Annotated in this window: 14 protein-coding genes; 6 read left to right on the forward strand and 8 right to left on the reverse strand. The window is 65.8% G+C overall.

Annotation, left to right across the window (positions count from 1 at the left end; genetic code table 11):
* The 3 genes from C491_RS12755 to C491_RS12765 all read right to left on the reverse strand — a co-directional run.
* A partial coding sequence (locus tag C491_RS12755) for a TrmB family transcriptional regulator (RefSeq protein WP_005556888.1) occupies window positions 1-665 on the reverse strand: 665 nt, incomplete at its 3' end.
* Window positions 662-4,639: an MMPL family transporter gene (locus tag C491_RS12760; protein ID WP_005556890.1), complete on the reverse strand. Its 3,978-nt coding sequence runs from the start codon at window positions 4,637-4,639 to the stop codon at window positions 662-664. The genes C491_RS12755 and C491_RS12760, both read right to left, overlap by 4 nt.
* 163 nt (window positions 4,640-4,802) lie before the next feature.
* Entirely contained in the window at window positions 4,803-5,537 is a 735-nt protein-coding gene (locus tag C491_RS12765) for an MBL fold metallo-hydrolase (RefSeq protein ID WP_005556892.1), read from the reverse strand.
* Between the two features lie 89 nt (window positions 5,538-5,626).
* Here C491_RS12765 and C491_RS12770 point away from each other — a divergent pair, with 89 nt between their 5' ends.
* The gene (locus tag C491_RS12770; protein ID WP_005556894.1) at window positions 5,627-6,688 is read left to right on the forward strand and encodes a zinc-dependent alcohol dehydrogenase family protein; all 1,062 of its coding nucleotides are present in this window, start codon (window positions 5,627-5,629) and stop codon (window positions 6,686-6,688) included.
* Between the two features lie 14 nt (window positions 6,689-6,702).
* Here C491_RS12770 and C491_RS12775 read toward each other — a convergent pair whose 3' ends face one another.
* On the reverse strand, window positions 6,703-7,608 hold the full coding sequence (locus C491_RS12775; RefSeq protein WP_005556896.1) for a hypothetical protein: 906 nt from the start codon (window positions 7,606-7,608) through the stop codon (window positions 6,703-6,705).
* A 281-nt stretch (window positions 7,609-7,889) separates the two neighbouring features.
* On the opposite strand from C491_RS12775, the gene C491_RS12780 reads away from it, so the two are divergent.
* Window positions 7,890-10,655 (forward strand): ATP-dependent helicase, encoded by a 2,766-nt coding sequence (locus C491_RS12780; protein WP_005556898.1) that lies wholly within the window; start codon window positions 7,890-7,892, stop codon window positions 10,653-10,655.
* Window positions 10,656-10,814: 159 nt separating this feature from the next.
* Complete coding sequence (locus C491_RS12785) at window positions 10,815-11,336, forward strand: Lrp/AsnC family transcriptional regulator (RefSeq protein WP_005556901.1); 522 nt, start codon at window positions 10,815-10,817, stop codon at window positions 11,334-11,336.
* A gap of 49 nt (window positions 11,337-11,385) precedes the next feature.
* Here the strand turns inward: C491_RS12785 and C491_RS12790 are convergent, their stop codons facing one another.
* On the reverse strand, window positions 11,386-12,177 hold the full coding sequence (locus tag C491_RS12790) for an SIR2 family NAD-dependent protein deacylase (RefSeq protein WP_005556903.1): 792 nt from the start codon (window positions 12,175-12,177) through the stop codon (window positions 11,386-11,388).
* Window positions 12,178-12,278: 101 nt separating this feature from the next.
* Between C491_RS12790 and C491_RS12795 the strand changes: the two genes are divergently transcribed.
* Window positions 12,279-13,628, forward strand: a complete 1,350-nt coding sequence (locus C491_RS12795) for a cytochrome P450 (RefSeq protein ID WP_005556905.1) — start codon at window positions 12,279-12,281, stop codon at window positions 13,626-13,628.
* Between the two features lie 13 nt (window positions 13,629-13,641).
* Here the strand turns inward: C491_RS12795 and C491_RS12800 are convergent, their stop codons facing one another.
* Complete coding sequence (locus tag C491_RS12800) at window positions 13,642-14,121, reverse strand: cupin domain-containing protein (protein WP_005556908.1); 480 nt, start codon at window positions 14,119-14,121, stop codon at window positions 13,642-13,644.
* A 148-nt stretch (window positions 14,122-14,269) separates the two neighbouring features.
* On the opposite strand from C491_RS12800, the gene aspS reads away from it, so the two are divergent.
* Window positions 14,270-15,574, forward strand: a complete 1,305-nt coding sequence (gene aspS / locus C491_RS12805; protein ID WP_005556910.1) for an aspartate--tRNA(Asn) ligase — start codon at window positions 14,270-14,272, stop codon at window positions 15,572-15,574.
* Between the two features lie 296 nt (window positions 15,575-15,870).
* On the opposite strand, the gene C491_RS12810 is transcribed toward aspS, so the two are convergent.
* Window positions 15,871-17,523, reverse strand: coding sequence for a potassium channel family protein (locus C491_RS12810; RefSeq protein ID WP_005556912.1), 1,653 nt, complete (start codon window positions 17,521-17,523; stop codon window positions 15,871-15,873).
* 224 nt (window positions 17,524-17,747) lie between these two features.
* On the opposite strand from C491_RS12810, the gene C491_RS12815 reads away from it, so the two are divergent.
* The gene (locus C491_RS12815) at window positions 17,748-18,491 is read left to right on the forward strand and encodes an Lrp/AsnC family transcriptional regulator (protein WP_005556914.1); all 744 of its coding nucleotides are present in this window, start codon (window positions 17,748-17,750) and stop codon (window positions 18,489-18,491) included.
* Between the two features lie 463 nt (window positions 18,492-18,954).
* Here the strand turns inward: C491_RS12815 and C491_RS12820 are convergent, their stop codons facing one another.
* Window positions 18,955-21,228, reverse strand: coding sequence for an amino acid permease (locus C491_RS12820; RefSeq protein ID WP_049891900.1), 2,274 nt, complete (start codon window positions 21,226-21,228; stop codon window positions 18,955-18,957).
* Window positions 21,229-21,478: the final 250 nt, after the last annotated feature.

Raw genomic sequence — 21,478 nt, forward strand, 5'->3', positions numbered from 1 at the left:
GTGTATAAGAGACAGACGCTCAACAGGATACTGTCCTCATCGGCGATCACGATTCGGCCCGAACGCTGATCGTCGTCGCGGTGTGCCGGCGGAATGGCTGTCACAACGCCGTCGATCGCACCCAGGCGGTCCCGGACGGTCTCGTTTCTGCTGATGACGGTGATCGAGACGCCGTTGGTCGCTTGCTCCTCGAGGGTCCGTTCGATCTCGGACGTAACGAGTTCCGTCAGGCGGGTCCCGAAGACGATCTCCTCGTCAGCCTGCGACAGGAGGTCGACGACGCGGTCGTCGACTCGGTCGCGGCTCCGTACCGTCCAGATGTCCTCCTGGGTTTCCTCCGTCGTCGACTCCTGTTTGACCGAATCGACGAACTCGAAGGCTCGATCGCGTTCCCGCTCGAAGCGGTTTCGAAGCGTCTCTTCGGCCTCGTCGATGCTGACCGGTCGATACCGAATCGGGCTCGACTGCTGGACCTCGAGCAGCCCCCGATCCTCGAGGCTCTCGGCGACGCTGTACACCTGCGATCGAGGGACGTCGGTGACGCTCGCGACGTCGCGGGCGGTTCCCGACCCCAGCCGGTGAAGTGCGATGAAGACCTTGGCCTCGTAGCTCGTGAGGCCGAGTCGCTCGAACGCGTCGATGGCCTCGCTCTCGTCGTCGGTCACGGTTCGTCCTCCCCTGCGTTCTCCGAGACCGTGTCCGTTTCCATTTCGGTTCCGCCGTCGCTCGCGGCCGGCGTCGCGGCTCCCACCCTCGAGCGGTCGAACGAGACGTCCGGACCGAAGTACCGCGTCCACAGCACGAGCAGCGTCGGCAGGACGATCACGCTCGCGAGGAACGAGTAGATGATCGTCATCCCGGTGATGATCCCGAACTGCCGAAGCGCCGGGAGGATCGCGAAGGCGAGGGTGCCGAAGCCGCCGACGGTCGTCGCGGCGCTGCCCAGCAACGCGCCCCCGGTTCCGGTCACGGTCGTGTGCATTGCCGACCAGACGTTGCCCTGACGCTCCAACTCGAGCGTGTACCGGGCGCTGACGTGGATGCTGTAGGCCACGCCGAGCCCAATCGTGAGGCTGGTGATCATCCCCGTCAGCACGTTGAACGGCATCCCCACCAGATACATCGTGCCCAGGATCCAGCTGACCGCGAACGCGACCGGGAGCAGGGTCACCGCCCCCAGAGTCGCGCTGTTGCCCGTCAGCCAGTACGCGACCGTCAGGAACGCGAAGACGGCCACGAGTGTGATCAGCAGGCTCTGCAGGACCGTCTCGAGCAGGTCCTGTTCCACGATGTAGTTCACGATCGGATCGCCGGTGGCGAAGGCGTTGAGTTCGCCCTCACCCGCGTCGAGGTTACGCTCGTCGCCCGTGCCGGCGGCGTCGAGATCGCCGGCGATCGATCGTAGCTCGGTGGTGACGTCGCCGACGTTCGCGCCGCCGTCGGTCGCGACGATCAGCCGAACCGACTCGTACTCTCCGTCGGTGGTCCGGTGGATGACTGTGCTCGCTTCGTCCTCGTTGACCTCGAACAGCTCGTCGTACAGCGCCTCGACGTCCTGGTCGGGAGTGCCGTCGCCGGTCGTATCCGCAGCCTGGAACGACTCGTTGAACGACTCGTTCTCGGCTGCGGTGTCGTCCATCACGGACAGCGGTCCTTCGACGTCGGCCTCGCCGTTCGGTAGCGTGTAGACGACGTCGCTCTGGGAGGCCTCGTCCTGGGTCTCGTTGAGCTGCTGTAAGGCCCCATCGTCGGTTATCCCGCCCTCGACCAGTATCTGTGCCTCCGTGTCCTCGCGCTGGAAGTTGTCGTTGATGTACTCGAGGTCGTCGGCGGCCTGGTACTCGCCGGGCGCCATCGACCCCGGCAGGTGTTCGGTCCAGCCCGGTGGACTCTCCGCGAGGAAGTCCTCCTCCTCGAAGCTGGTGTCGACCTGGGCCGCCCCGTAGACGCCGCCCGCCGTGAGCAGAAGGGCCGCGATCAGGACGATCACCGGGATCTTTCGGGCCGCGCTCGAGCCGAGTGTCAGCGCGCTCGTGAACCCGCCCTCGCGGGTCCCGAACGCGCGCTTGCGACGGTCCCAGCCCCGGGATTCGAGCAGCGAGTCGATCTCGACTTTCAGCGCGGGAATCAACGCGCCGAAGATGATCAGCGCGGCGATGATTCCGAACGCACTGATGATTCCGAACTCCTGGATCGGAGCGATCGGACTCACGAGATTCGCGAGGAAGCCGATCGCCGTCGTCGCCGTCACCCAGACGAGCGCGACGCCGACGCCGGCCAGCGCGATCGCCATCGAGCCGCGGACGGTGCTCGTCTTCCCTTCGGCCTCGCGCTGTTCGCGGTGGCGCATGAAGACGTGGATCGCGTAGTCGATCGAGAGCCCGATCAACAGTACGGGCACGGCGATCATCATCTGGTTGAACGCGATCCCCGCCCAGCCCATGAAGCCGAACGTCCAGATCAACACGCCGCCGATCCCGACGACCCCAAGGACGATGTCGAGGGGATCGCGGTAGGCGATCGCCAGCGCGCCGACGACGAACAGTAGCGCCAGCGGACCGACGATCGCGAGGCTGTCGTCCATCGAGTTCTCGATCTCGTCGGTGATGATCCCGGCGCCGAAGATGACGTACTCCTGTTCGTGCTGGTTCGCGAGTTCGCGGAGATCGAGCTGGGTCTCGAGGGTCGCGTCCATCTCGCCGCCCATCTCCATGTCGCCAGCGGTCGTCTCCTGGGTGACGATCGTCATCCGGGCGTCGGCCTCGGTCGAGCCGGGCTCGTAGTCAGAGGGCATGAAGCCGAGCGCCGCGCCCTCGTTGCCGTCGTCGTCCTCGTCCAGTACGTCTCCGATGAGGTCCTCGAACTCCTCGTCGTCCAAGTCCTCGAGGGCCTCGATCTGCTCGTCGAGCGACGGCGTCTCGTCGTCCTCCTCGAACTCGTCCCAGTCGTCCTCGAGGGCCTCGGCGTCGTCGCCGAGCTGTTCGTACTCGTCCTCGAGGACGCCCATCGTCGCGCCGGCGTAGATCCCCTCGAGGGCCTCGTTCAGCTCCTGATACTCGGGAATCTCCTCGGGATCGTCCGGCCGCTGCTCGATCGTCCACCGGTTGGATTCGATCTCGCGAGCCTGCTCGGCGAGCTCCTCGTACTCCGCGGTCTGGTCGGCGTCGAGTTCGGCCTCGGCCGCGGCGTTCTCGATCGTCGCCTCGATCTCGGCTTCGATCTCCGCTGCCGTTTCGTCGTCGCCGGCCTCGGAGGCCTCCTCGTACTCGCGCTGGAGCTCGAGCACTTCGTCGAGACCTTGCTCAAGCGTCGTCGCACGGTCGTCGAGCGCGGACTCCCGCTGTTCGAGTTCCTGTCCGTCCTCCTCGAGTTCCTGTCCGTCCTCCTCGAGCGCTTGGGCGTCGGCCTCGAGCTGTTCGTACTCCTCCTCGAGGACGCCGACGGTTGCGCCGAGCGTCACCTCCTCGAGGTTTTGGGTCAGCTCCTGGTAGCCGGGGGCGCTTTCGGGGTCGTCGCTCGCCTGTTCGATCCCCCACCGGGTGAGGTCGATTCCGAGGGCCTGATCGACGAGTTCCTCGTACTCCGCGGTCTGGTCGGCGTCGAGTTCGGCTTCGGTCGCTGCTGCCGCGACCGTCGCGTCGATCTCGTCGTCGGTTTCGGCGACGGCGGCTTCGCCACCTTCGTTTAACGCTTCGCGCTGGAAGGCAAGCGCCTCGTCGAGCCCGTCCTCGAGTGTCCCGCTTCGCTGCTCGAGGGCGGCTTCGCGGTCCTCGAGTTCCTCGCCGCGTTGTTCGAGTTCCTGTTGTGCGTCCTCGAGTTCGGCGGCGTCTTCCTCGAGCTGTTCGAACTCCTCTGCGAGTACGCCCACCGTCGCGCCGGTGTAGACCTCCTCGAGGGCCTCGTTCAGTTCCTGGTACTCGGGAAGCTCCTCGGGCGGCAGTTCGGCCTGTCGCTCGAGGGTCCATCGGTTGGTTTCGACCTCGCGGGCGTCCTCGGCGAACGCCTCGTACTCGTCGGCCTGGTCGGCGTCGAGTTCGGCCTCGTCGACCGCCCCGTCGATCGTCGCCTCGATCTCGGCGTCGATCTCGTCGGCCGCGGCCTCGTCGCCGTCGGCCGACGCCTCCTCGTACTCGCGCTGGAGCTGGGTGACGTCATCGATACCCTCCTCGAGGACGTCGCTGCGGTCCTCGAGTTCGGCCTCGCGGTCCTCGAGTTCGTCGCCGCGCTCCTCGAGTTCGTCGATCTCCTCGTTCGTGATCGCGGTCATCGCGAGGATGTTCTCGACGCCGGAGATCGGATCGTCGTCGGCCAGCGTCGCGTTGATCGACTCGTTATCGCGGATCTCCTGTTGGAACTCGAGCGAGGTGATCAGCGATTCCTGCGTGAGGACGTTCCCGCCCTCGTCTCTGTGTATCAGCTGGACCGAGGTCGTGTTCTCATCGCCTTCCGCGGCGAAGTTGTCGTCCATCTCCTCGAGGGCCTCGGCTTCCGCGGACTCGCCCTCGAACTGGTCGAGCGAGGAGTCGTCGTCGACCATCGGCATTCCTGCGCCGACGAGCGCCGTGGTCAACAGCAACGCGACGATAACGATCTTGGAGTACGATGTGATCAGTTCCGAGAGCCGATACGGAAGGCTCATCCGCTCACCTCGGGCGTACGGGTGGATCGGATTGGGAGGGGCATTCTGTTGTTACGATCCTACAAACTCGCCGCATATACCTGTTCGCATCTCCCGACCCGCAGGCGATATCGCCGCTGCTGATCGGGTCGAGGGGCTAAAAGAACGGAACCCGCGCCGAGAGCTACTCGATCGAGACGGTCGTTAGGTCCTCGGCGAAGCGAACGTCGCCGTCGTAGTGGGCGCCGATCGACTCGAGCATCTCCTCGTGCCGGCCCTCCGTGTGGGGGTAGAGGTGGGTCAGATAGACCCGACCGATCTCCCGGCCGGCCAGTTCGCGTCCGAGCGTTTCGGGCGTCGGGTGGTTCGAGACGTCGACGTCGTCGGGGAACGAGCAGTCGTGGGCCAGGATCGCGGAGCCCTCCGCGAAGTTCGCCAGCCCCGCAAACGCCTCGCTGTCGCCGCTGAACGTAAAGCGGTCGTCGAACCGGTAGGCCAGACACGGGAGCGAGTGACGCGTCTCATAGGCGGAGACGTCGAACCCCGCGACCGAGAACTCGCCGGGGTGGACCTCCCGGACCTGTAACTCGAGTTTGTCCTGCATGTACTCGTGGACCTCGAGCAGGCCGTCGACGAGCGACTTGGTGCCCTGCGGACCGACGACCTCGAGGTGTTCCTCGCCGGCGAGCCAGCGGGCCTTCATCAGCGGCAGCAGGTCGGCGACGTGGTCGAGGTGGTGGTGGGTGAGCAACACCGTCGAGACGGCCTCGTAGCCGACGCCGGACTGCTGGAGCCGGTGGAGGATACCGGAGCCGCAGTCGACCAGCAGCGTTCGGCCCTCGTCCTGAACGAGGATCCCCGTCTGGAAGCGTTCGCCGGTGGGCATCGCGCTGCCCGTGCCGAGAAAGGTGACGCGCATGCCCGACTCTGGGACCGCACACCCGATAAGGCTGGCTCTCGGTCGCCGCATTCGCCAGTGATTACTCATTCGCCTGCGGACGCTTTGGTATGCGCGCTGCAGTACTCGAGGCCTACGGCGAGCCCCTGTCGATCGAGTCGGTCGAGGATCCGGAGCCCGAACCCCACGGCGTCGTCGTCGACGTCGAGGCCTGCGGAATCTGCCGGAGCGACTGGCACGCCTGGCAGGGCCACGGCGAGTGGGCCGACGATCAGGTGCCGATCGGACAGATACTGGGCCACGAACCCGCCGGAACCGTCGCCCGCGTCGGCGACCGCGTGAGTCGATTCGAGCCCGGCGACCGCGTCGCGATCCCGTTCAACCTCGGCGAGGGTTCCTGTCCCCAGTGTCGAAACGGCCACGGGAACGTCTGTGAGGACGGCTACGCCCTGGGCTTCGAGGAGACGGTCCCCGGCGCGTTCGCCGAACAGGTCAGCGTTCCCCACGCCGACTTCAACGCCGTGGCGCTTCCCAACGGCGTCTCGACGGTCGAGGCGGCCGCGCTGGGCTGTCGCTACGTCACGGCCTTCCACGCGCTGGCCCACCGGGCCGACCTCGCGGCCGGCGACTGGGTCGCCGTCCACGGCTGCGGCGGGCTCGGCCTCGCAGCCGTCCAGATCGCGGGCGCGCTCGGAGCCAACGTCGCGGCGGTCGACATCCGCGAGGACCCCCTCGAGCTGGCGACCGAACTGGGTGCCGACGCCACGGTAACTGCGGGCGACGGCGTCGACGTCCCGGCCGAGATCGAGTCCGCGACGGACGGGGGCGCCCACGTCTCCGTCGACGCGCTCGGCCGCGCCGAGACCTGCCGGAACAGCGTCGACTGTCTCCGCACTCGAGGCACCCACGTCCAGATCGGGCTCACCACCGACGCCGAGCGCGGCGAGGTGTCCCTCCCGATCGACGAGATCACCCGCTGGGACGTCACGGTCGTCGGCTCGCGGGGGATGCCGCCCTCGCGGTACGACGAACTGCTTCGGTTGATCGCGTCGGGCCGGCTCGAACCCGACGCGCTCGTCACGAGGGAGGTCGGGCTCGAGGATGTCTCGGACCGGCTCGCGGCGATGTCCGACTACGAGACGCGGGGCGTCGAGGTCGTCACGGAGCTCTGAGTTCGACTCGAGCGCTACCGATCGACCCTGCCGCGGGCGCTGATCGCCCGGTCGGCCGGGGTGAACAGGAACCGGTCGTACGTCCCCGCGTACGATCCGAACAGCGGTTCGTGATCGTCTATCTGAATCCCGATAACGGGAGGGGGATCTTCGACGTACCGTTCGGCCGCGTCGTTCGGATCGTAGACGGCGAAAACGACGTCGGCGTCGTTCACCTCGTAGTCGTACAACAGCAGGTAGTGGCCGTTGAGGACGTCCTCGCCGGAGATCGTTATCCCGGCCGATCCGAACTCGTCGATCGCGGCCCGAAGCTCGCGCGCCTGCGTTTCGTAGTCGATCCAGTCGGGACTGAGAAGCGCCCACCGCCGGAGCCACGACTCGGCGTCCAGGAACTGCTGGCGATGGAACCGTTCGATATCGTCCCGAACTGGCGCGACCGCATCGTCCTCGAGCGGTTCGTTCACGTGGCCGATCTGGCTGGCGGAGTCGCGCTCGAGCGGGACGGCGGCCGGCTCCTCGCAGTACCACTGCGCGGCCGCGACCATCCCGTAGCAGTACCCCTTCGTTCCGAACAGTCGATTGGCGTTCGTGTAGATCTCGTCGACGACCGTCCCGAGCCGCGGCCCCGAGTCGGCCTGCAGGGTGTCGGTCACTCGCGTCCCCAGTGGAGTCTCGAGTCGGCCCGTGAGTTCCTCACGGAGCTCGCGCCTCGAAACGAACTCCGTCGGCTCCGGCGGGACCGGGGGCGTCGCGTAGTTCTCGAAGCCGAACCCGTCGATGCGAGGATCGAACTCCTGTCCGTCGGTCGAGTCCATGTCCGACGTCGACTGCGACCGTTTCAGCGACGCTGCCGAGAGCGCGCCGACGCCGGCTGACAGCGAGAGACCGCAAAGCAGGGCGCGTCGAGTGATTCGCGTCATAGTTTCGGAAAGTTGTGAAGTGAGTTCGAGCCGTCGGTCGCTCGAGTTCGGCTGCGGCGTGCGGTCGCGAGCGGAACCCCGAGGGGCTTGGACTCCGAGTCGGAGGTCACGTTCCGTGTCGCCACGCGACGCGGGTCGTCTCTTTTTCCCACCGAACAGGAGTATATACGTACGACTTGCGGGTGCAGGCAGCCATCCCGGTTGCCGACCGCACGAACGGCCGTTTCACTTTCGCCCCGCTGGCCAAACCCTCTTACACCGCGGCCTCCCAGATCAGGGTGATGGACGGGATCGACGGGCTCGAGTTGCCGATCGCCGACGAGGAGTTGCCCTTCGACCCGGACGCCGTCACGATCGAGGACCGCGACGTCTTCGAGCTGCTCGAGCCCGCCGTCCAGGAGTGGTGGCTCGAGGAGTTCGGCGAGTTCGTTCCCGAGAACGACGGCTTCTTCACGCCGCCCCAGAAGGGAGCGCTCCCGAAAATCGACGCAGGGACGAACACGCTCGTCTGTGCTCCGACAGGTTCGGGGAAAACGATGGCGTCGTTCACCGCGATCATCGACGAACTCTACCGCCGGAGTCGGGAACACGAGGACGGCCTCGAGAACTCCGTTTACTGCCTCTACGTTTCGCCGCTGAAGTCATTGGCAAACGACATCCACCGCAACCTCGAGGTGCCCCTCGAGGGGATCGAGGCCGTCGCGGAGAAGCGAGGGGAAGCGGTCGGCGAGATCCGCCACGCCATCCGCCACGGCGACACCCCCTCGAGCGAGCGCCAGAAGATGCTCGAGGAGACCCCCCACATCCTGAACACGACGCCGGAGACGCTGGCCATCCTGCTGAACTCCCCGAAATTCCGCGAGAAGCTCCGCACCGTCGAGTACGTCATCGTCGACGAGATCCACTCGCTTGCGGGCGGCAAGCGGGGAACGCACCTCTCGGTGAGCCTCGAGCGACTCGAGACGATGGCCGCGGGCGAGATCACGCGAATCGGCTGCTCGGCGACGATCGACCCGCTCTCGCAGGTCGCGGAGTTCCTGGTCGGCCAGGAGGAGCCGAGGGGCGCTCCCCGGGTGTACGAGATCGTCGACGCCCGCTTCGCCCGCGAGTTCGACATCGAACTCGAGTCGCCGACCGACGACCTGATCCACACCCCCCGCGAGGTCGTCCAGGACCGTTTCTACGAATCGCTCCACGAGCACGTGCAGAACCACACGAACACGCTCGTCTTTACGAACACCCGCTCGGGCGCCGAACGGGTGCTGCACAACCTCCGGGAGCGTTTCGACGCCTACGACGAGGCGAACTCGGGCTGTCACCACGGCAGCCTCTCGAAGGAGGTCCGCCAGGACGTCGAGGGTCGGCTGAAGGCGGGCGACCTCGAGGTCGTGACGTCCTCGACCAGCCTCGAGCTGGGGATCGATATGCCCCACGTCGACCTCGTGGTGCAGGTCGGCTCCCCGAAATCGGTCGCCGCCCTTCTCCAGCGGATCGGGCGGGCGGGCCACCGTGTCGGCCAGACCGTCACGGGTCGAGTGATCGCGCTGGATCGGGACGAACTGCTCGAGTGTGCGGTCATGTTGAAGAAGGCCGAGGACGGGTTCGTCGACTCGGTGTCGATCCCCAGAAATGCCCAGGACGTCGCGGCCCAGCAGGTGTACGGAATGGCGATCGCCGAGATCCGTCCCGAATCAGAAGTGAGGGGGATCCTTCGGCGTGCGTACCCTTACCGGGAGTACGGCGACGAGAAGTGGGAGTCGCTCTGCCGGTACCTCACCGCCGACTACGCCGGCCTCGAGGAGAAGAACGTCTACGCGAAGATCTGGCGCGACGAGAACGACCCGCCCGGCGGCGAACACCACCACGAGGGGTTCCCCGTCGGCGAGCCCCTGATCGGCAAGCGCGGCCGGCTCGCGCGGGTGATCTACATGACCAACATCGGCACCATTCCGGATTCGTTCACCTGCGACGTCCACACCCGCGCGAGCGACGAGTGGGTCGGCCAGTTAGACGAGAACTACCTCGATACCCTGGAGAAGGGCGACGTCTTTGTCCTCGGCGGAAACCACTTCGAGTACCGCTACCGCCGAGGGTCGAAGGTGTACGTCGACCACACGAGCGCCCGACCGACGGTCCCCTCGTGGTACTCCGAGCGACTGCCGCTCTCCTACGACCTGGGTTGCGAGATCCTGGCGTTTCAACGCCAGCTACTCGAGCACTACGAGACGGGCGGTCCCTCGCGCGTTCGCGGGTGGCTGCGCGGGTTCCCGCTCGACGACGACAGCGTGCGGGCGATCGCGCGGCTATTCGACCACCAGCTGCGGTACGCGGGCGTCGAAAGCGTCAGCACGGACGAGCGACTCGCGATCGAGGTCGAGCGCGATCGCAACGAGTACGAGCGTCGCTACTACGTCCACTCGAACTACGGGCGGAGGGTCAACGACGGCCTCTCCCGGCTGCTGGCCTACCACTGCGCACAGGAGGCGACGGCGAACGTCAAGGTCGCTGTCGCCGACAACGGCTTCGCCCTCTCGATGCCGCTGAATCGCAAGATCGATCTCGAGGAGATCCTCGACGATCTCGATCCCGATGACGTCCGCGAGGATCTGCGCGCTGCCCTCTCGGGGACCGACCTGCTCCAGCGGTACTTCCGGATCAACGCCACGCGCGCGCTGATGATCCTCAAACGGTACAAAGGCTACGAGAAATCGGCCAGCGAGCAGCAGGTCTCGAGCGAGATGCTGCTGGGCTTCGCGCAGGATCTCGAGGGGTTCGCGGTGATCGAGGAAACCTACCGCGAGATTCTGGAGGACAAGCTCAACGTCGCCGAGATCGAGGGGATCGTCGCGGCGATCGACTCCGGCGAGCTGTCGGTCGAGCGCCAGCTGCTGGACTCGCCGACGCCGCGGGCGTTCGGGCTGGCGACCCTCTCGGCGAGCGACGTCGTCCTCGCCGAAGACGAGAGCGCGGCCCTGCAGGCGTTCCACGAGCGCGTCCTCGAGGAGATCGGCGATGAGTCACTCGGGCGGCTTTCGACGGAGAATTGAGAGACGCCGGGACGGGTCCTTACCGACGGCAGTTAACAGTGGAAGCGGTCGCGTCACTCACGACAGGTCGGACGGGCCTCGAGTCGCCGATCCGCTCGCTACTCCGAGACGTTGCGCGAACCGAACACGTAAACAGTGGAAACCGCGTTAGTAGGAACCATGAGCGACGACCCCCCGAACTGGGAGTTCAAGGACCGTGACATCGCGATCCTCTGCGAGCTCGCGGAGGACCCGCAGCTCTCCTCACGGGAGCTGACCGACGTACTCGAGACCGACTACGACATCGACGTCTCCCACGTGACCGTCAGTGAGTCGATCCGCAGGATGCGAAACGAGGGCGTCTTCCGGGAGGCGATCATCCCCAACGAGGAGTACTACATCTTCGCGCTGTTCGAGTTCAAGTTCAACACCGACGGCTTCGCCGACGGCTGGCGCGAGGCGATGGAGCACATCCGCGAGGACAAACACACCCTCTTTTTCTTCCTCTCGGACGGGGAGTACCAGTGGAAGACGGTGATGATGTTCCGGAACCGCGAGCAGGTGTCCCGGTGGATCCACGACTGTTACACCGAGTACGGCGACGTCATCGCCAACGTTCGTAACTCGGCGGTCCACAACGTGCTCAAGTTCCGGACCGATCCGGAGATCTACGAGGACCTCGGCGAGGAGTACGACGCCTAAGAGCGATCGTCTCGAGCGACGTCGTCGAACCCGCCCCCGGACGATCGAGCTACGACTCGACGAGCTCCCGCAGCCGCGGCAGGACCTCGGTCACGTCCTCGCGGCGGACCACGTCAACCGCCGCGTCACACGGGGTCGACTCGAGGTTGATCACGCCGACGGTCGCGCCGCTCGAGGCCGCCCGCCGGGGGAGCGAGGCCGCGGGCTCGACGACCAGCGAGGAGCCGATCGCGAGGAAGACGTCGCTCTCGCGGGCCAGCGACTGTGCGCGCTGGATCACGGCGCCCGGAAGCTGTTCGCCGAAGAGCACGACGTCGGGCTTGTAGACGCCGCCGCAGTCGCAGGTCGGCGGAAGCTCGCCGTCGGCAGCCCGCGCGAAGATCGGCTCGCCCTCGCGTCGTCGGCCGCAGTCGGTACATCGAACCCGGCGGGCGTTGCCGTGAAGCTCGAGCACGGAACCCTCGCCGTCGACGTTCGGCGCGTCGGTCTCGCCGTCCCGAGCGGCGACCGCCGCGTCCCGATGGAGGCCGTCCGTGTTCTGGGTACAGACCGCGTCGAGGTAGCCGTCGCGCTCGAGCGCGGCCAGCGCCTCGTGGCCCGCATTGGGTTCGTACTCGCCGCCGAACATCGCCTCCTGGAGCTCGAGGCGGTCCGCCCAGAACCCCTCCGGGTCGCTCCGGAAGCGGCCGTAGGTGAACTGTCCCTCGTCGAAATGGTCCCAGACGCCGTCGTCGCCCCGGAACGTGGGGATTCCCGAGGGCGCCGAGATGCCGGCACCCGTGAGGACGGCCGCGGTGTCGGCGGTTCGAATCGCCTCGGCGAGCGTCTCGAGGTCGTCCATACCGAGGACCTGGTGTCGGATCGACAAAAGCGAGACGAAAACCGCGTTCCTCGAGCGGATCGACCCATACAATAGAGTAGCCCTAACCGCAACTCGTACCCGTGCGATCCGATACATCTTCGTCGTCCGACGGACAGCCGCCCGGCCCCGACGGTCTTCCGCTGGTTGGCAACCAGCTGGCGTTCGTTCGCGACCCGTACGGGTTCATGACCCGCACCGCCCGCGAGTATGGCGATATCGCCTCCTGGGAGGAACCCACGGGCCGGGTCTATCAGCTCAACCACCCGGACCACATCGAACAGGTGCTGGTCGGGAACAACCAGCACTACGTCAAGGGCGAGCAGTTTCAGCATATCCTCAGACCGGTCACGGGAAACGGCATCCTGAACAGTGAAGGGGCCGTCTGGCGCCGGAATCGACACCTCATCCAGCCCGCGTTCGCGCCCGACCGGATCGAGGAGTACGCCGAGATGATGACCGCGTTCACCGAGGACGCACTCGAGGCGTGGGCGGACGGCCAGACCCGGCTGTTCCACGAGGACATGATGGAGCTCACGCTGCGAATCGTCGCCCGGGCGCTGTTCGGCGTCGACATCGACGACCACGTCGACACGATCGGCGACGTCCTCGAGGAGTTCATGCTCGCCAGCGAGAGCCTCTCGCATCTCGTCCTGCCGCCGGGGATACCGGCACCCTCCCGGCGGCGTATTCGGCGTGCACGCGAGAAGCTCGACGCCGTCATCTACCCCTTGATCGAGCACCGGCGAACGAACCCCACTGACCGGGGCGTCATCTCGAAACTTCTCGAGGTAACCGACGAGCGCGGAACCGCGCTCTCGGACGAGCAGATCCGCGACGAGGTCGTGACGCTGCTGCTGGCCGGCCACGAGACGACCGCCCTCTCGCTGACGTTTACCGCCCACCTCCTCGCGAGGAACCCGGCCGTCGAGGACCGTCTCGTCGCGGAGCTCGAGGCCGAACTCGACGGCGAGGCGCCGACGATGGCCGACCTTTCCAGTTTGTCGTACACCGAGCGGGTGGTCAAGGAGTCGATGCGGCTCTACCCGCCCGTGCCAGGAATCGTCCGCGAGCCCGTCAAGCCCGACATTATCGACGGCTACGAGATCCAGCCGGGCTCGACGGTCCGGATGCACCAGTGGGTTGTCCACCGCGATCCCCGCTGGTACGACGATCCTCTCGCCTTCCACCCCGAGCGCTGGACCGATGAGATGGAGTCCGAGCTGCCGAAGCTGGCGTACTTCCCGTTCGCAGCCGGCCCGAGACGGTGTATCGGGGACCGGTTCGCCATGCTCGAAGCCCGGCTGATCCTCGCCACGATCTACCAGAACTACCACCTCGAGCTCGTTCCCGGAACGGAGGAACTCGATCTACTGGCGACGATCACCGCTCGTCCGAAACACGAGATTCCGATGACCGTCCACGAGCGGTAACTCGCATCGAGACTCAGTCCTCCCAGTACTCGACGTCCTCGTCGAGCCGGTAGTAGCCGTGAAGCGAGCGCTCCCCCTCCCCGCCGGGCGGGGAATCGACGAAGACGCCGAGCTTGTTCATCTCGGGATAGACGGTGACGTCGGGTTCGACCATCGTCGAGACCAGCAGATACCGGAGCACCCCGTCGCCGTCGTTGACGACCTGATGGCCGCCGTCTTCGTTCGCCGGAAGCGTCGCGAAGACGCCGTCCTCGAGCGGCTTTTCTCCCTCTTCGCACCGGAGGATCCCTTCGCCCTCGAGGACGAAGATCGCCTCCTCGTTGGCCGTGTGGTAGTGGTAGGGCCACGATCGTTCGCCGGCCGGCAGCTCGTACAGGCTACAGCCGAGATCCGCCGCGTCGACGGCGCTCGAGAGCTGCTTGCGCCGGAACCGTGAGGATCCCCGGTCGTACTCGGTCCACTCGAGGTCGGCCTCGTTGATCGCCCTTGCCATGGGGTGGCAATACAATAGAGGCCACAAAGAGTCCTCGGGGCGGGGTCGCGACACGGATGGGCACATCGGAGGAACGCCGTTTCGATCGCGGCCGAGACCCCGACTTCGAACGATTGCGCTTAAGTTCCGGCGACCGGAATCGGGTGGTATGCAGGACAGAACCTACACTGCCGACGCCGAGCCCGGCGACGACGCGACGGTCGCCGGCTGGGTCCACGAGATCCGCGACCTCGGCGGGATCGCCTTCCTGATTCTCCGAGATACGACCGGCAAGATTCAGGTCAAGTTCGAGAAAGACGAGATGGACGACGAACTCGTCGAGACAGGTCTCGGCGTCTCCCGCGAGAGCGTCGTGAAGGTCTCGGGCGCCGTCGAGGAGGAGCCGCGCGCGCCGACCGGCGTCGAGGTCACGCCGGAATCGCTCGAGGTCATCGGCCCCGCCGACCCTGAACTCCCGCTGGATCCCTCCGGAAAGGTCGACGCCGAGCTCTCGACGCGTCTCGACAACCGCACGCTCGACCTCCGGAAGGACGAGGTGCAGGCGATCTTCGAGATCCGCTCGGAGATCCTGCGCGCGGCCCGCGATGCGTTCCGCGAGTTCCGCTGTACGGAGATCACGACGCCGAAGATCGTCGCCACCGGGACCGAGGGTGGCACCGAACTCTTCCCGATCACCTACTTCGGCGAGGAGGCCTTCATGAACCAGTCGCCGCAGCTGTTCAAGCAGCTGATCGCGGGCTCGAACGTCGAGCGGGTCTTCGAGATCGGCCCGATCTTCCGCGCCGAGGAGCACAACACGCCCCGCCACCTCAACGAGGCGACCTCGATTGACTTCGAGGGGGCGTTCTGCGACGAGAGCGACGCGATGGACGTCGCCGAGGGCGTCGTCACCGCCGCCTACGAGGCCGTCAACGAGAACTGCAGCGAGGAGCTCGAGGCGCTCGGTCTCGCCGAATCCTTCGAGGTTCCCGACGGCGAGTTCCCGCGACTCAGCTACGAGGAGGCTATCGAGCGCATCAACGCGACGGGCGAACTCGACGAGCAGCTCGTCTGGGGCGACGACCTGCCGACCGAGGGCGAGAAGGCCCTGGGCGACGACGTCGGCGGCCACTACTTCATCACCGACTGGCCGAGCGAGATCAAGCCGTTCTACATCCAGGACCACGACGACGACGAGCAGCTCTCGACGGGCTTCGACCTGATGCACCCGCGCATGGAGCTGGTCTCGGGCGGCCAGCGTGAACACCGCTACGAGCAGCTCATCGAAGGGTTCGAACAGCAGGGTCTCGACCCCGAGCAGTTCGACTACTACACGAAGATGTTCAAGTACGGCATGCCGCCCCACGCCGGCTTCGGGCTGGGTGGCGAGCGCCTGATCATGACGATCCTGGGCCTCGAGAACATCCGAGAGGCTGTGTTGTTCCCGCGAGATCGTCAGCGTTTGTCGCCGTAGGCGACGAACCTGGGGGCCAGCAAGGCGTGGCGAACGTAGAGAGCCACGTCTTGCAGGACCGTCAGCGACTGAGCCCGTAGGGCTCGTCGCTGACTTCGAGCGGGAACTCGTCGGGAGAGCAGTGTGAGTCCGACGGTGTTCCCGCGGGATCGCCAACGTCTGAGCCCGTAAGGGCGAAGACGTGGGAGCCAGCGGAACGAGCGGGGTGAGTTCCGCAGGACCGACAGCATCCGTCGCCGACCGAACCCGACCCTCTCCTAATCGATATCGGGAGCGACGGCCTCCAACAGCGGCTGTCACTGGGCGGGAACCGTTGATTCGAGGTCCCGGGTGACGAACTCGTCGAATCGTTCGAGCGCCGCCTCACTGCCGCCAACGATGAGGGTATCGTCCGCCTCGAGAACGAATCCCGCGGTGAGGTCGGTCACCAGCTTCTCGTCGCGCTCGACCGCAATCACGGTACAGCCAGTTCGTCTGCGGAGATGGAGGTCGCTGAGACTGTTCCCGGCGAGGGAGGGCGCCTCCGCTCGAGCGAACCCGAACTGCACCTGGGGCGTGACGATTTCGACTTCCTCGATCAGGTGCGAGGCCAGAATCTCGCCGGTCACCGTCGGCAGGGAGAGGACGTAGTCGGCGCCGGCGTTGTACAGCTTCCAGACGGTGTCCGGATCGTCCGCGCGAGCGATGATCTCGATATCGGGATCGATCTCCCTGATGACCAGCGTGGCGTAGATCGTGGTCGTATCGTCGTCCAGTGCCAGAACGATGGTTTCGGCATCCTCGACGTCGACGTGTTCGTAGGTGTCCGGGTCGGTCGCGTCGCCGACGACGTCGACGCCCTCCCGCTCCTCGTGGTCGACGACGGTGGTGTCGATGTCCGCGTCCCGCAGTGTCTCGGTTACCGACCAGCCGACCGTGCCGTACCCGCAGACGACGACGCGGGACGGGTGGTGGTGGGTCGGGATCGATCGGGCGGTGACGTCCTCGAATCCGCCGTGACCGCCCGCGACGAGGAGAATGGTGTTTTCCTCGAGGACGATGTCCGGATCGGGAGAGATCACGAACTTGCCGCCGAGCCAGACGCCGACGATCGTGATCCCCTTCCGGTCGAAGACATCGGCCTCCCTGATCGTGCAACCGGCGAGATCGCTGCCCTCCTCGATCAGGAGTTCGGTGATCTCGTACTCGTTCTCGACCTCGATCACGCTTCGGAGCTTCTCGGCGAAGGAAATTGTCGCTCGCATCCCGAACGCCTCGCCGAGTTGCTGACGAGCCAGTACGATCTCGTCGGCGCCGGAGTACTCGTGGTACGTCGCCGTCTTGTAGTCCCGGACGACGCTGATGATCCGCATCTCTGGGCTGATCCGGAGCGCCGAGAGTATGATGGTCGGGTTCGCCTCGTCGTCGACGTCCGCGACGAGACCGCGGGCTTCCGCGGCGTTCGCGTCCTGGAGCGTCCGGATCTCCTCCGGGTCCCCGTGGACGGCATCGATTCCCCGGTCGTCGAGCGCCGAGACCACCTCGGGGTTGGGACTGACGAAGAGGTAGGGGATCCCGACCTCGTCGAGTTCCTGCCGCAACACGTCGTCGAGCGTCGAGTGGCCGCAGACGATCACGTGATCGGTGAGATCGCTGGTCGTCGGCGGCCCCGACTCGAGGGCCTGTCGAAGCAGCGGGATCGCGAACAGCGGCAGCCCGAGGAAAACGAGCAGGACGCCGGTGAGGTTCATCCCGATCACCATGACGTTCAACACCGCGCTCTCCCACGGCGCGTGGCCGCCGAACCCGGCGGTCGTGAGCGATTCGATGACGACCTGCACGGCCTTGTAGAAGGGAATTTCACGCCCTTCGAAAGTCAACATCGCCCACTGGTACACCGTCGAGTAGGCGACGATGATCGCAGCGACCGTCAGGAGTGCATACGAGATTCGGCGGCGCCAGTCCTCCATTGTCGTCGAGTATCAGACGGGCGCTAATAGCCCTTCCGTAAATATGGGCCAATATTATTCGCATAGGGGAATATAGTCCCAGCCTAATTGCGGATTCGAAAGCTACAACGTTCGATAGAACCGTGCGATCGGGCGAGGCGCCCACAGGACGTCTTGCCAGGGTTGTGGACAGGGGCAGCGAATCGAAAGGGAGGAACCATTTGCCCCGTCGGCGTACTTCCCCTATGGGCATTCGTCTCGACGACGTCAACAGGCGCATCATCCACGCGCTGATGCAGGACGCACGGAACACCTCGGCTCCGACGATCGCCGAGGACGTGGGCGTCTCGCCGGCGACGATCCGAAACCGGATCGACCAGCTGGAGAACGCGGGCGTCATCCGTGGCTACCACGCGAACGTCGACTTCGAAGCGGCGGACGAGATGCTCACGACGCTGTACACGGCGACGGCCCCGATCGAGGAGCGCCCGCGGCTCGCCCAGCAGGCGCGAACGATCCCCGGCGTCGTCAACGTTCGCGAGTTCGTGGCGGGCGAGAAGAACCTCCACGTCCTCGCTACCGGACCGGACGTCGAGGCGCTGAACGACGTCGCCCGCGAGCTGACGAAACTCGGCCTCGAGATCGACGACGAGAAGCTCGTCCGGACCGAGCAGTTTCAGGCCTACCACGCCTTCGGACCCGAGGAAACCCACCAGCAGTTCTCGGACTACATCAGCCTCGCGGGCGGGAACGAGGTCGTCGAGATCACCGTCGACGACGACGCGCCGATCGTTGGCAAGTCGCTGGAACGGGCCGACGACGAGGGACTGCTCGAGGACGACACGCTCGTGGTTTCGATCGAGCGAACCGACGACGTCCTGACGCCGACGGGCAGCACCGAGGTTCGCGCCGGCGACATCCTGACGGTCCTCTCCCGAAGCGACTTCGACGAGTCGGCTCTGCGAGCGTTCGAGGGGGTCGGCAACTAACGCGGCCGTCGAACTCGATCCCGAACGGGACCGCCGATTCCGCGAGTCGGCCTGCTCGGTTCCGAAGCTGTGGGCGGTGAAGACCTCGTTCCGGGGCTACCGCGACTGTGAGGTGTCGCAGTTCACGCATGCGTTCTCCGTTCTTATACTCCGTTCCGGAATCGAGAGTAGGATTAATAATGGTATACCTGTAACGTCTACCAAGGATGGGGGTACTTGACGCGCTACGAACCGGCAGACGCGGCACAGAGCTGTACGAGTGCAGAAACTGCGGTCGGAAGCTCGACGCCGACAGCGACGAGTGTCCTCACTGCGGATCGAGCGAAGTTGCATACTACGTGTTCTGAACCCGTTACAGTCGGCTCCGAAAAGCATGCGTTTCGAACGCTCGCAACCGGTCTCACGGGGGACCGCGGAAGAATCACGACGCGGCGACGTGTTCCGGCGACCGAAACCGCTCCGGCTACGCCGAGAGCCGTTCGGCGACCGCCTCGGTGACCTTCCAGTGGGTCTCGTACGGCCCGCGGACCATTATAACGTTGCCGTCGGTCTGCTCCTGGACCGTCTCGGCGATCGAGCCGTACAGGATCTTCGAGACGCTGCTCTTCTCCGAGACGCCCGCGCAGATCGTGTCATAGCTATCGACCTCCTCGAGGATCGCCGACTGCGCGTCCTCGGAGATGAGAACCTTGCTCTCGTAGTTCTCCGGCTCGAGGCCGGCCGTCTCCGCGATGTCTTCGATCACGGCCTCACCGCGCTCGACTGGATCGTCGTCCTCGTCTCCGTCGCCGGGCGACTGGACGTTCAGCAGCGTCGGCGTCGTTCCCGAGAGCGTCGCGAACTCGGCCGCGCGCCGCGCAGCCACCGGCGCGTGCGGACCGGGGCCGGCGAGCGCGACGACGTCGCCGATCTCGTCGCGTCGGAGGTTGGCGATCGTCACGTCACACGGAGCGTTTTTCAGCACCGGGTCGATCGTCGATCCGAAGATGAACTCCTTCGTCCCCCGGCCGTGTCCGCGGTCGCCGAGTACCACCTGGTCGGCGGCTTCCTCCTCGAGCACCGTCAGCAGCGTCTGGCCGATGTCGCGTCCGAGGATCGCCCGCGTCCGCAGACTGATGTCGAGATCGGCGGCCGCCTCGCGGGCGCTTTCGAGCAGTTCGCGCTGCGTTTCGACGCGTTGCTCCTCGAACTCGAGTTCCTGCTCGAGGGCCGTCTGGGTCGGCACCCGGGTGATGTTGACGGCGACGATCTCCGGCGTTTCGCCCTCGGAGTGGGTCCGCGCGCTGACCGCGGCGAGCCGGAGCAGGTTCTTCTGAGTTTCTGGGTTCGCGATCGGAACGATGACCCTGTACCGTTCCTCGTCGATGTCGAGGCTGCTCCCCTCCGAACCGCTGACGATTGCGTCGCCGACGAGGCTCTGATCGATATCCTGGCGTCGAGCGTACAGGAAGTACCAGACGATCCCGAGGACGATGATTCCAATCCCGATTCCAATGACGGCGAGGTTCATCTGTGTGATGACCAGCACCGAGAGCGCGATGCCGGCGATCGGTACCCACGGATAGAGGACGCTCGGGATCTCGAAGTCCGGCTCGTAGTCCTCCGGCTCCGCGCGCCGGATGACGACGACGGCGGCGTGGACCAGCGAGTATGCGATCAGGAAGCTGAAGCTGGCTACCTCCGCCAGCACCTCGATGATCGCATCCACCTGCAGGCCGGCAGCGACCAGCAGGCCGGTGAGGAGTCCGGTCGCGATGACCGCCCGGTGGGGCGTTCGGAACCGGCTGTGGGTCGTGTTCAGCCAGTCGTGCATCAGGTTGTCCCGCCCCATCGCAAAGACGACCCGCGCCGCGGCGAGCACCGACGAGTTCGAACTCGAGATCGCCGCCAGCGCCGCGGCGGCGACGATCGCGGCGACGCCGGCTGCACCCATCGACACCTCGGCGACGTCACCGACCGGGACGAGCGAGTCACCCAGTTCGTCGAACGGGACGACCCCAGTACTGACGATCATGACGACCACGTACAGCAGGGTCACCGAGACGACCGAGAGGATCATCGTCAGCGGGATGTTCTTGCCCGGATTCTTGACCTCCTCGGCGACGGTCGCGATGATCTCGAAACCGAGGAACGTGACGAAGACGAGTCCGGTCGTCGCGATGATCCCGCTCGGCCCCGTCGGCGCGAACGGCTCGAGGTTCGCAGCGTCGATGTAGAAGAAGCCGACGACGAGGTAGACGATGATCACGACGAGCTCCAGCCCGATCATGATGTTCTGGAACGACCCCGACTCCTCCGTTCCGTAGTAGTTGACACCGACGAGCAATGCGAGGCCGAGCAGGCCGAACAGAACTACCAGTGCTCGCCCGCTGAGAAGCGGGATCGGCTCGACGATGTACTGGCCGAACCCGATCATGTAGAACGCGCTCGCGAACATCAGCCCCGTCCACATCCCCCAGCCGACGATGCTGCCGAAGAGGCTGCCGAGCGCGCGGTTGACGTAGTGATAGCTGCCGCCGGCGATCGGCATCCCGGTCGCCAGCTCGGATAGCGAGATCGCCGCGAGCAGGGCGGCGAGTCCGGCGATCGCGAAGGAGAGTGCACTCGCCGGGCCAGCGCCCTCCGCGGCGATTCCGGGGAGAATAAAGATGCCGGCGCCGATCATCGTCCCGCCGCCCATCGTCATCGCCTCGGTGAAGCCGAGGTTCCGGGCGAGTTCGCCTTCGCTGTCGCTCACGAGTACCACCTACCCGAGACGGGAGTCGGGCGAGCCGCAGTTGTTAGATTTCGATCCGTCGCGCCGCGTATCAGCCGTAGGGAGCGGTGAGCGAACGGCACGAGAGAACAACGACCGAACTCAGACAATGACACAGTGGGTCAACAGTAGGTATTCCGGATAAATACGTTCGGACTCGTAATGTGCAAGCGGTGAACGACGACCGCCGATCTGGATACGGCGATTTTCCGAAGAACGTGCGGCTGCGCCC

The organism is Natronococcus amylolyticus DSM 10524, assembly GCF_000337675.1.
GTDB lineage: Archaea > Halobacteriota > Halobacteria > Halobacteriales > Natrialbaceae > Natronococcus > Natronococcus amylolyticus.

Excerpts from the sequence above, each read along its gene's own strand:
- C491_RS12760 (WP_005556890.1), bottom strand. The coding sequence starts at position 4,639 with ATGAGCCTTCCGTATCGGCTCTCGGAACTGATCACATCGTACTCCAAG.
- C491_RS12765 (WP_005556892.1), bottom strand. The coding sequence starts at position 5,537 with ATGCGCGTCACCTTTCTCGGCACGGGCAGCGCGATGCCCACCGGCGAA.
- C491_RS12770 (WP_005556894.1), top strand. The coding sequence starts at position 5,627 with ATGCGCGCTGCAGTACTCGAGGCCTACGGCGAGCCCCTGTCGATCGAG.
- C491_RS12775 (WP_005556896.1), bottom strand. The coding sequence starts at position 7,608 with ATGACGCGAATCACTCGACGCGCCCTGCTTTGCGGTCTCTCGCTGTCA.
- C491_RS12780 (WP_005556898.1), top strand. The coding sequence starts at position 7,890 with ATGGACGGGATCGACGGGCTCGAGTTGCCGATCGCCGACGAGGAGTTG.
- C491_RS12785 (WP_005556901.1), top strand. The coding sequence starts at position 10,815 with ATGAGCGACGACCCCCCGAACTGGGAGTTCAAGGACCGTGACATCGCG.
- C491_RS12790 (WP_005556903.1), bottom strand. The coding sequence starts at position 12,177 with ATGGACGACCTCGAGACGCTCGCCGAGGCGATTCGAACCGCCGACACC.
- C491_RS12800 (WP_005556908.1), bottom strand. The coding sequence starts at position 14,121 with ATGGCAAGGGCGATCAACGAGGCCGACCTCGAGTGGACCGAGTACGAC.
- aspS (WP_005556910.1), top strand. The coding sequence starts at position 14,270 with ATGCAGGACAGAACCTACACTGCCGACGCCGAGCCCGGCGACGACGCG.
- C491_RS12810 (WP_005556912.1), bottom strand. The coding sequence starts at position 17,523 with ATGGAGGACTGGCGCCGCCGAATCTCGTATGCACTCCTGACGGTCGCT.
- C491_RS12815 (WP_005556914.1), top strand. The coding sequence starts at position 17,748 with ATGGGCATTCGTCTCGACGACGTCAACAGGCGCATCATCCACGCGCTG.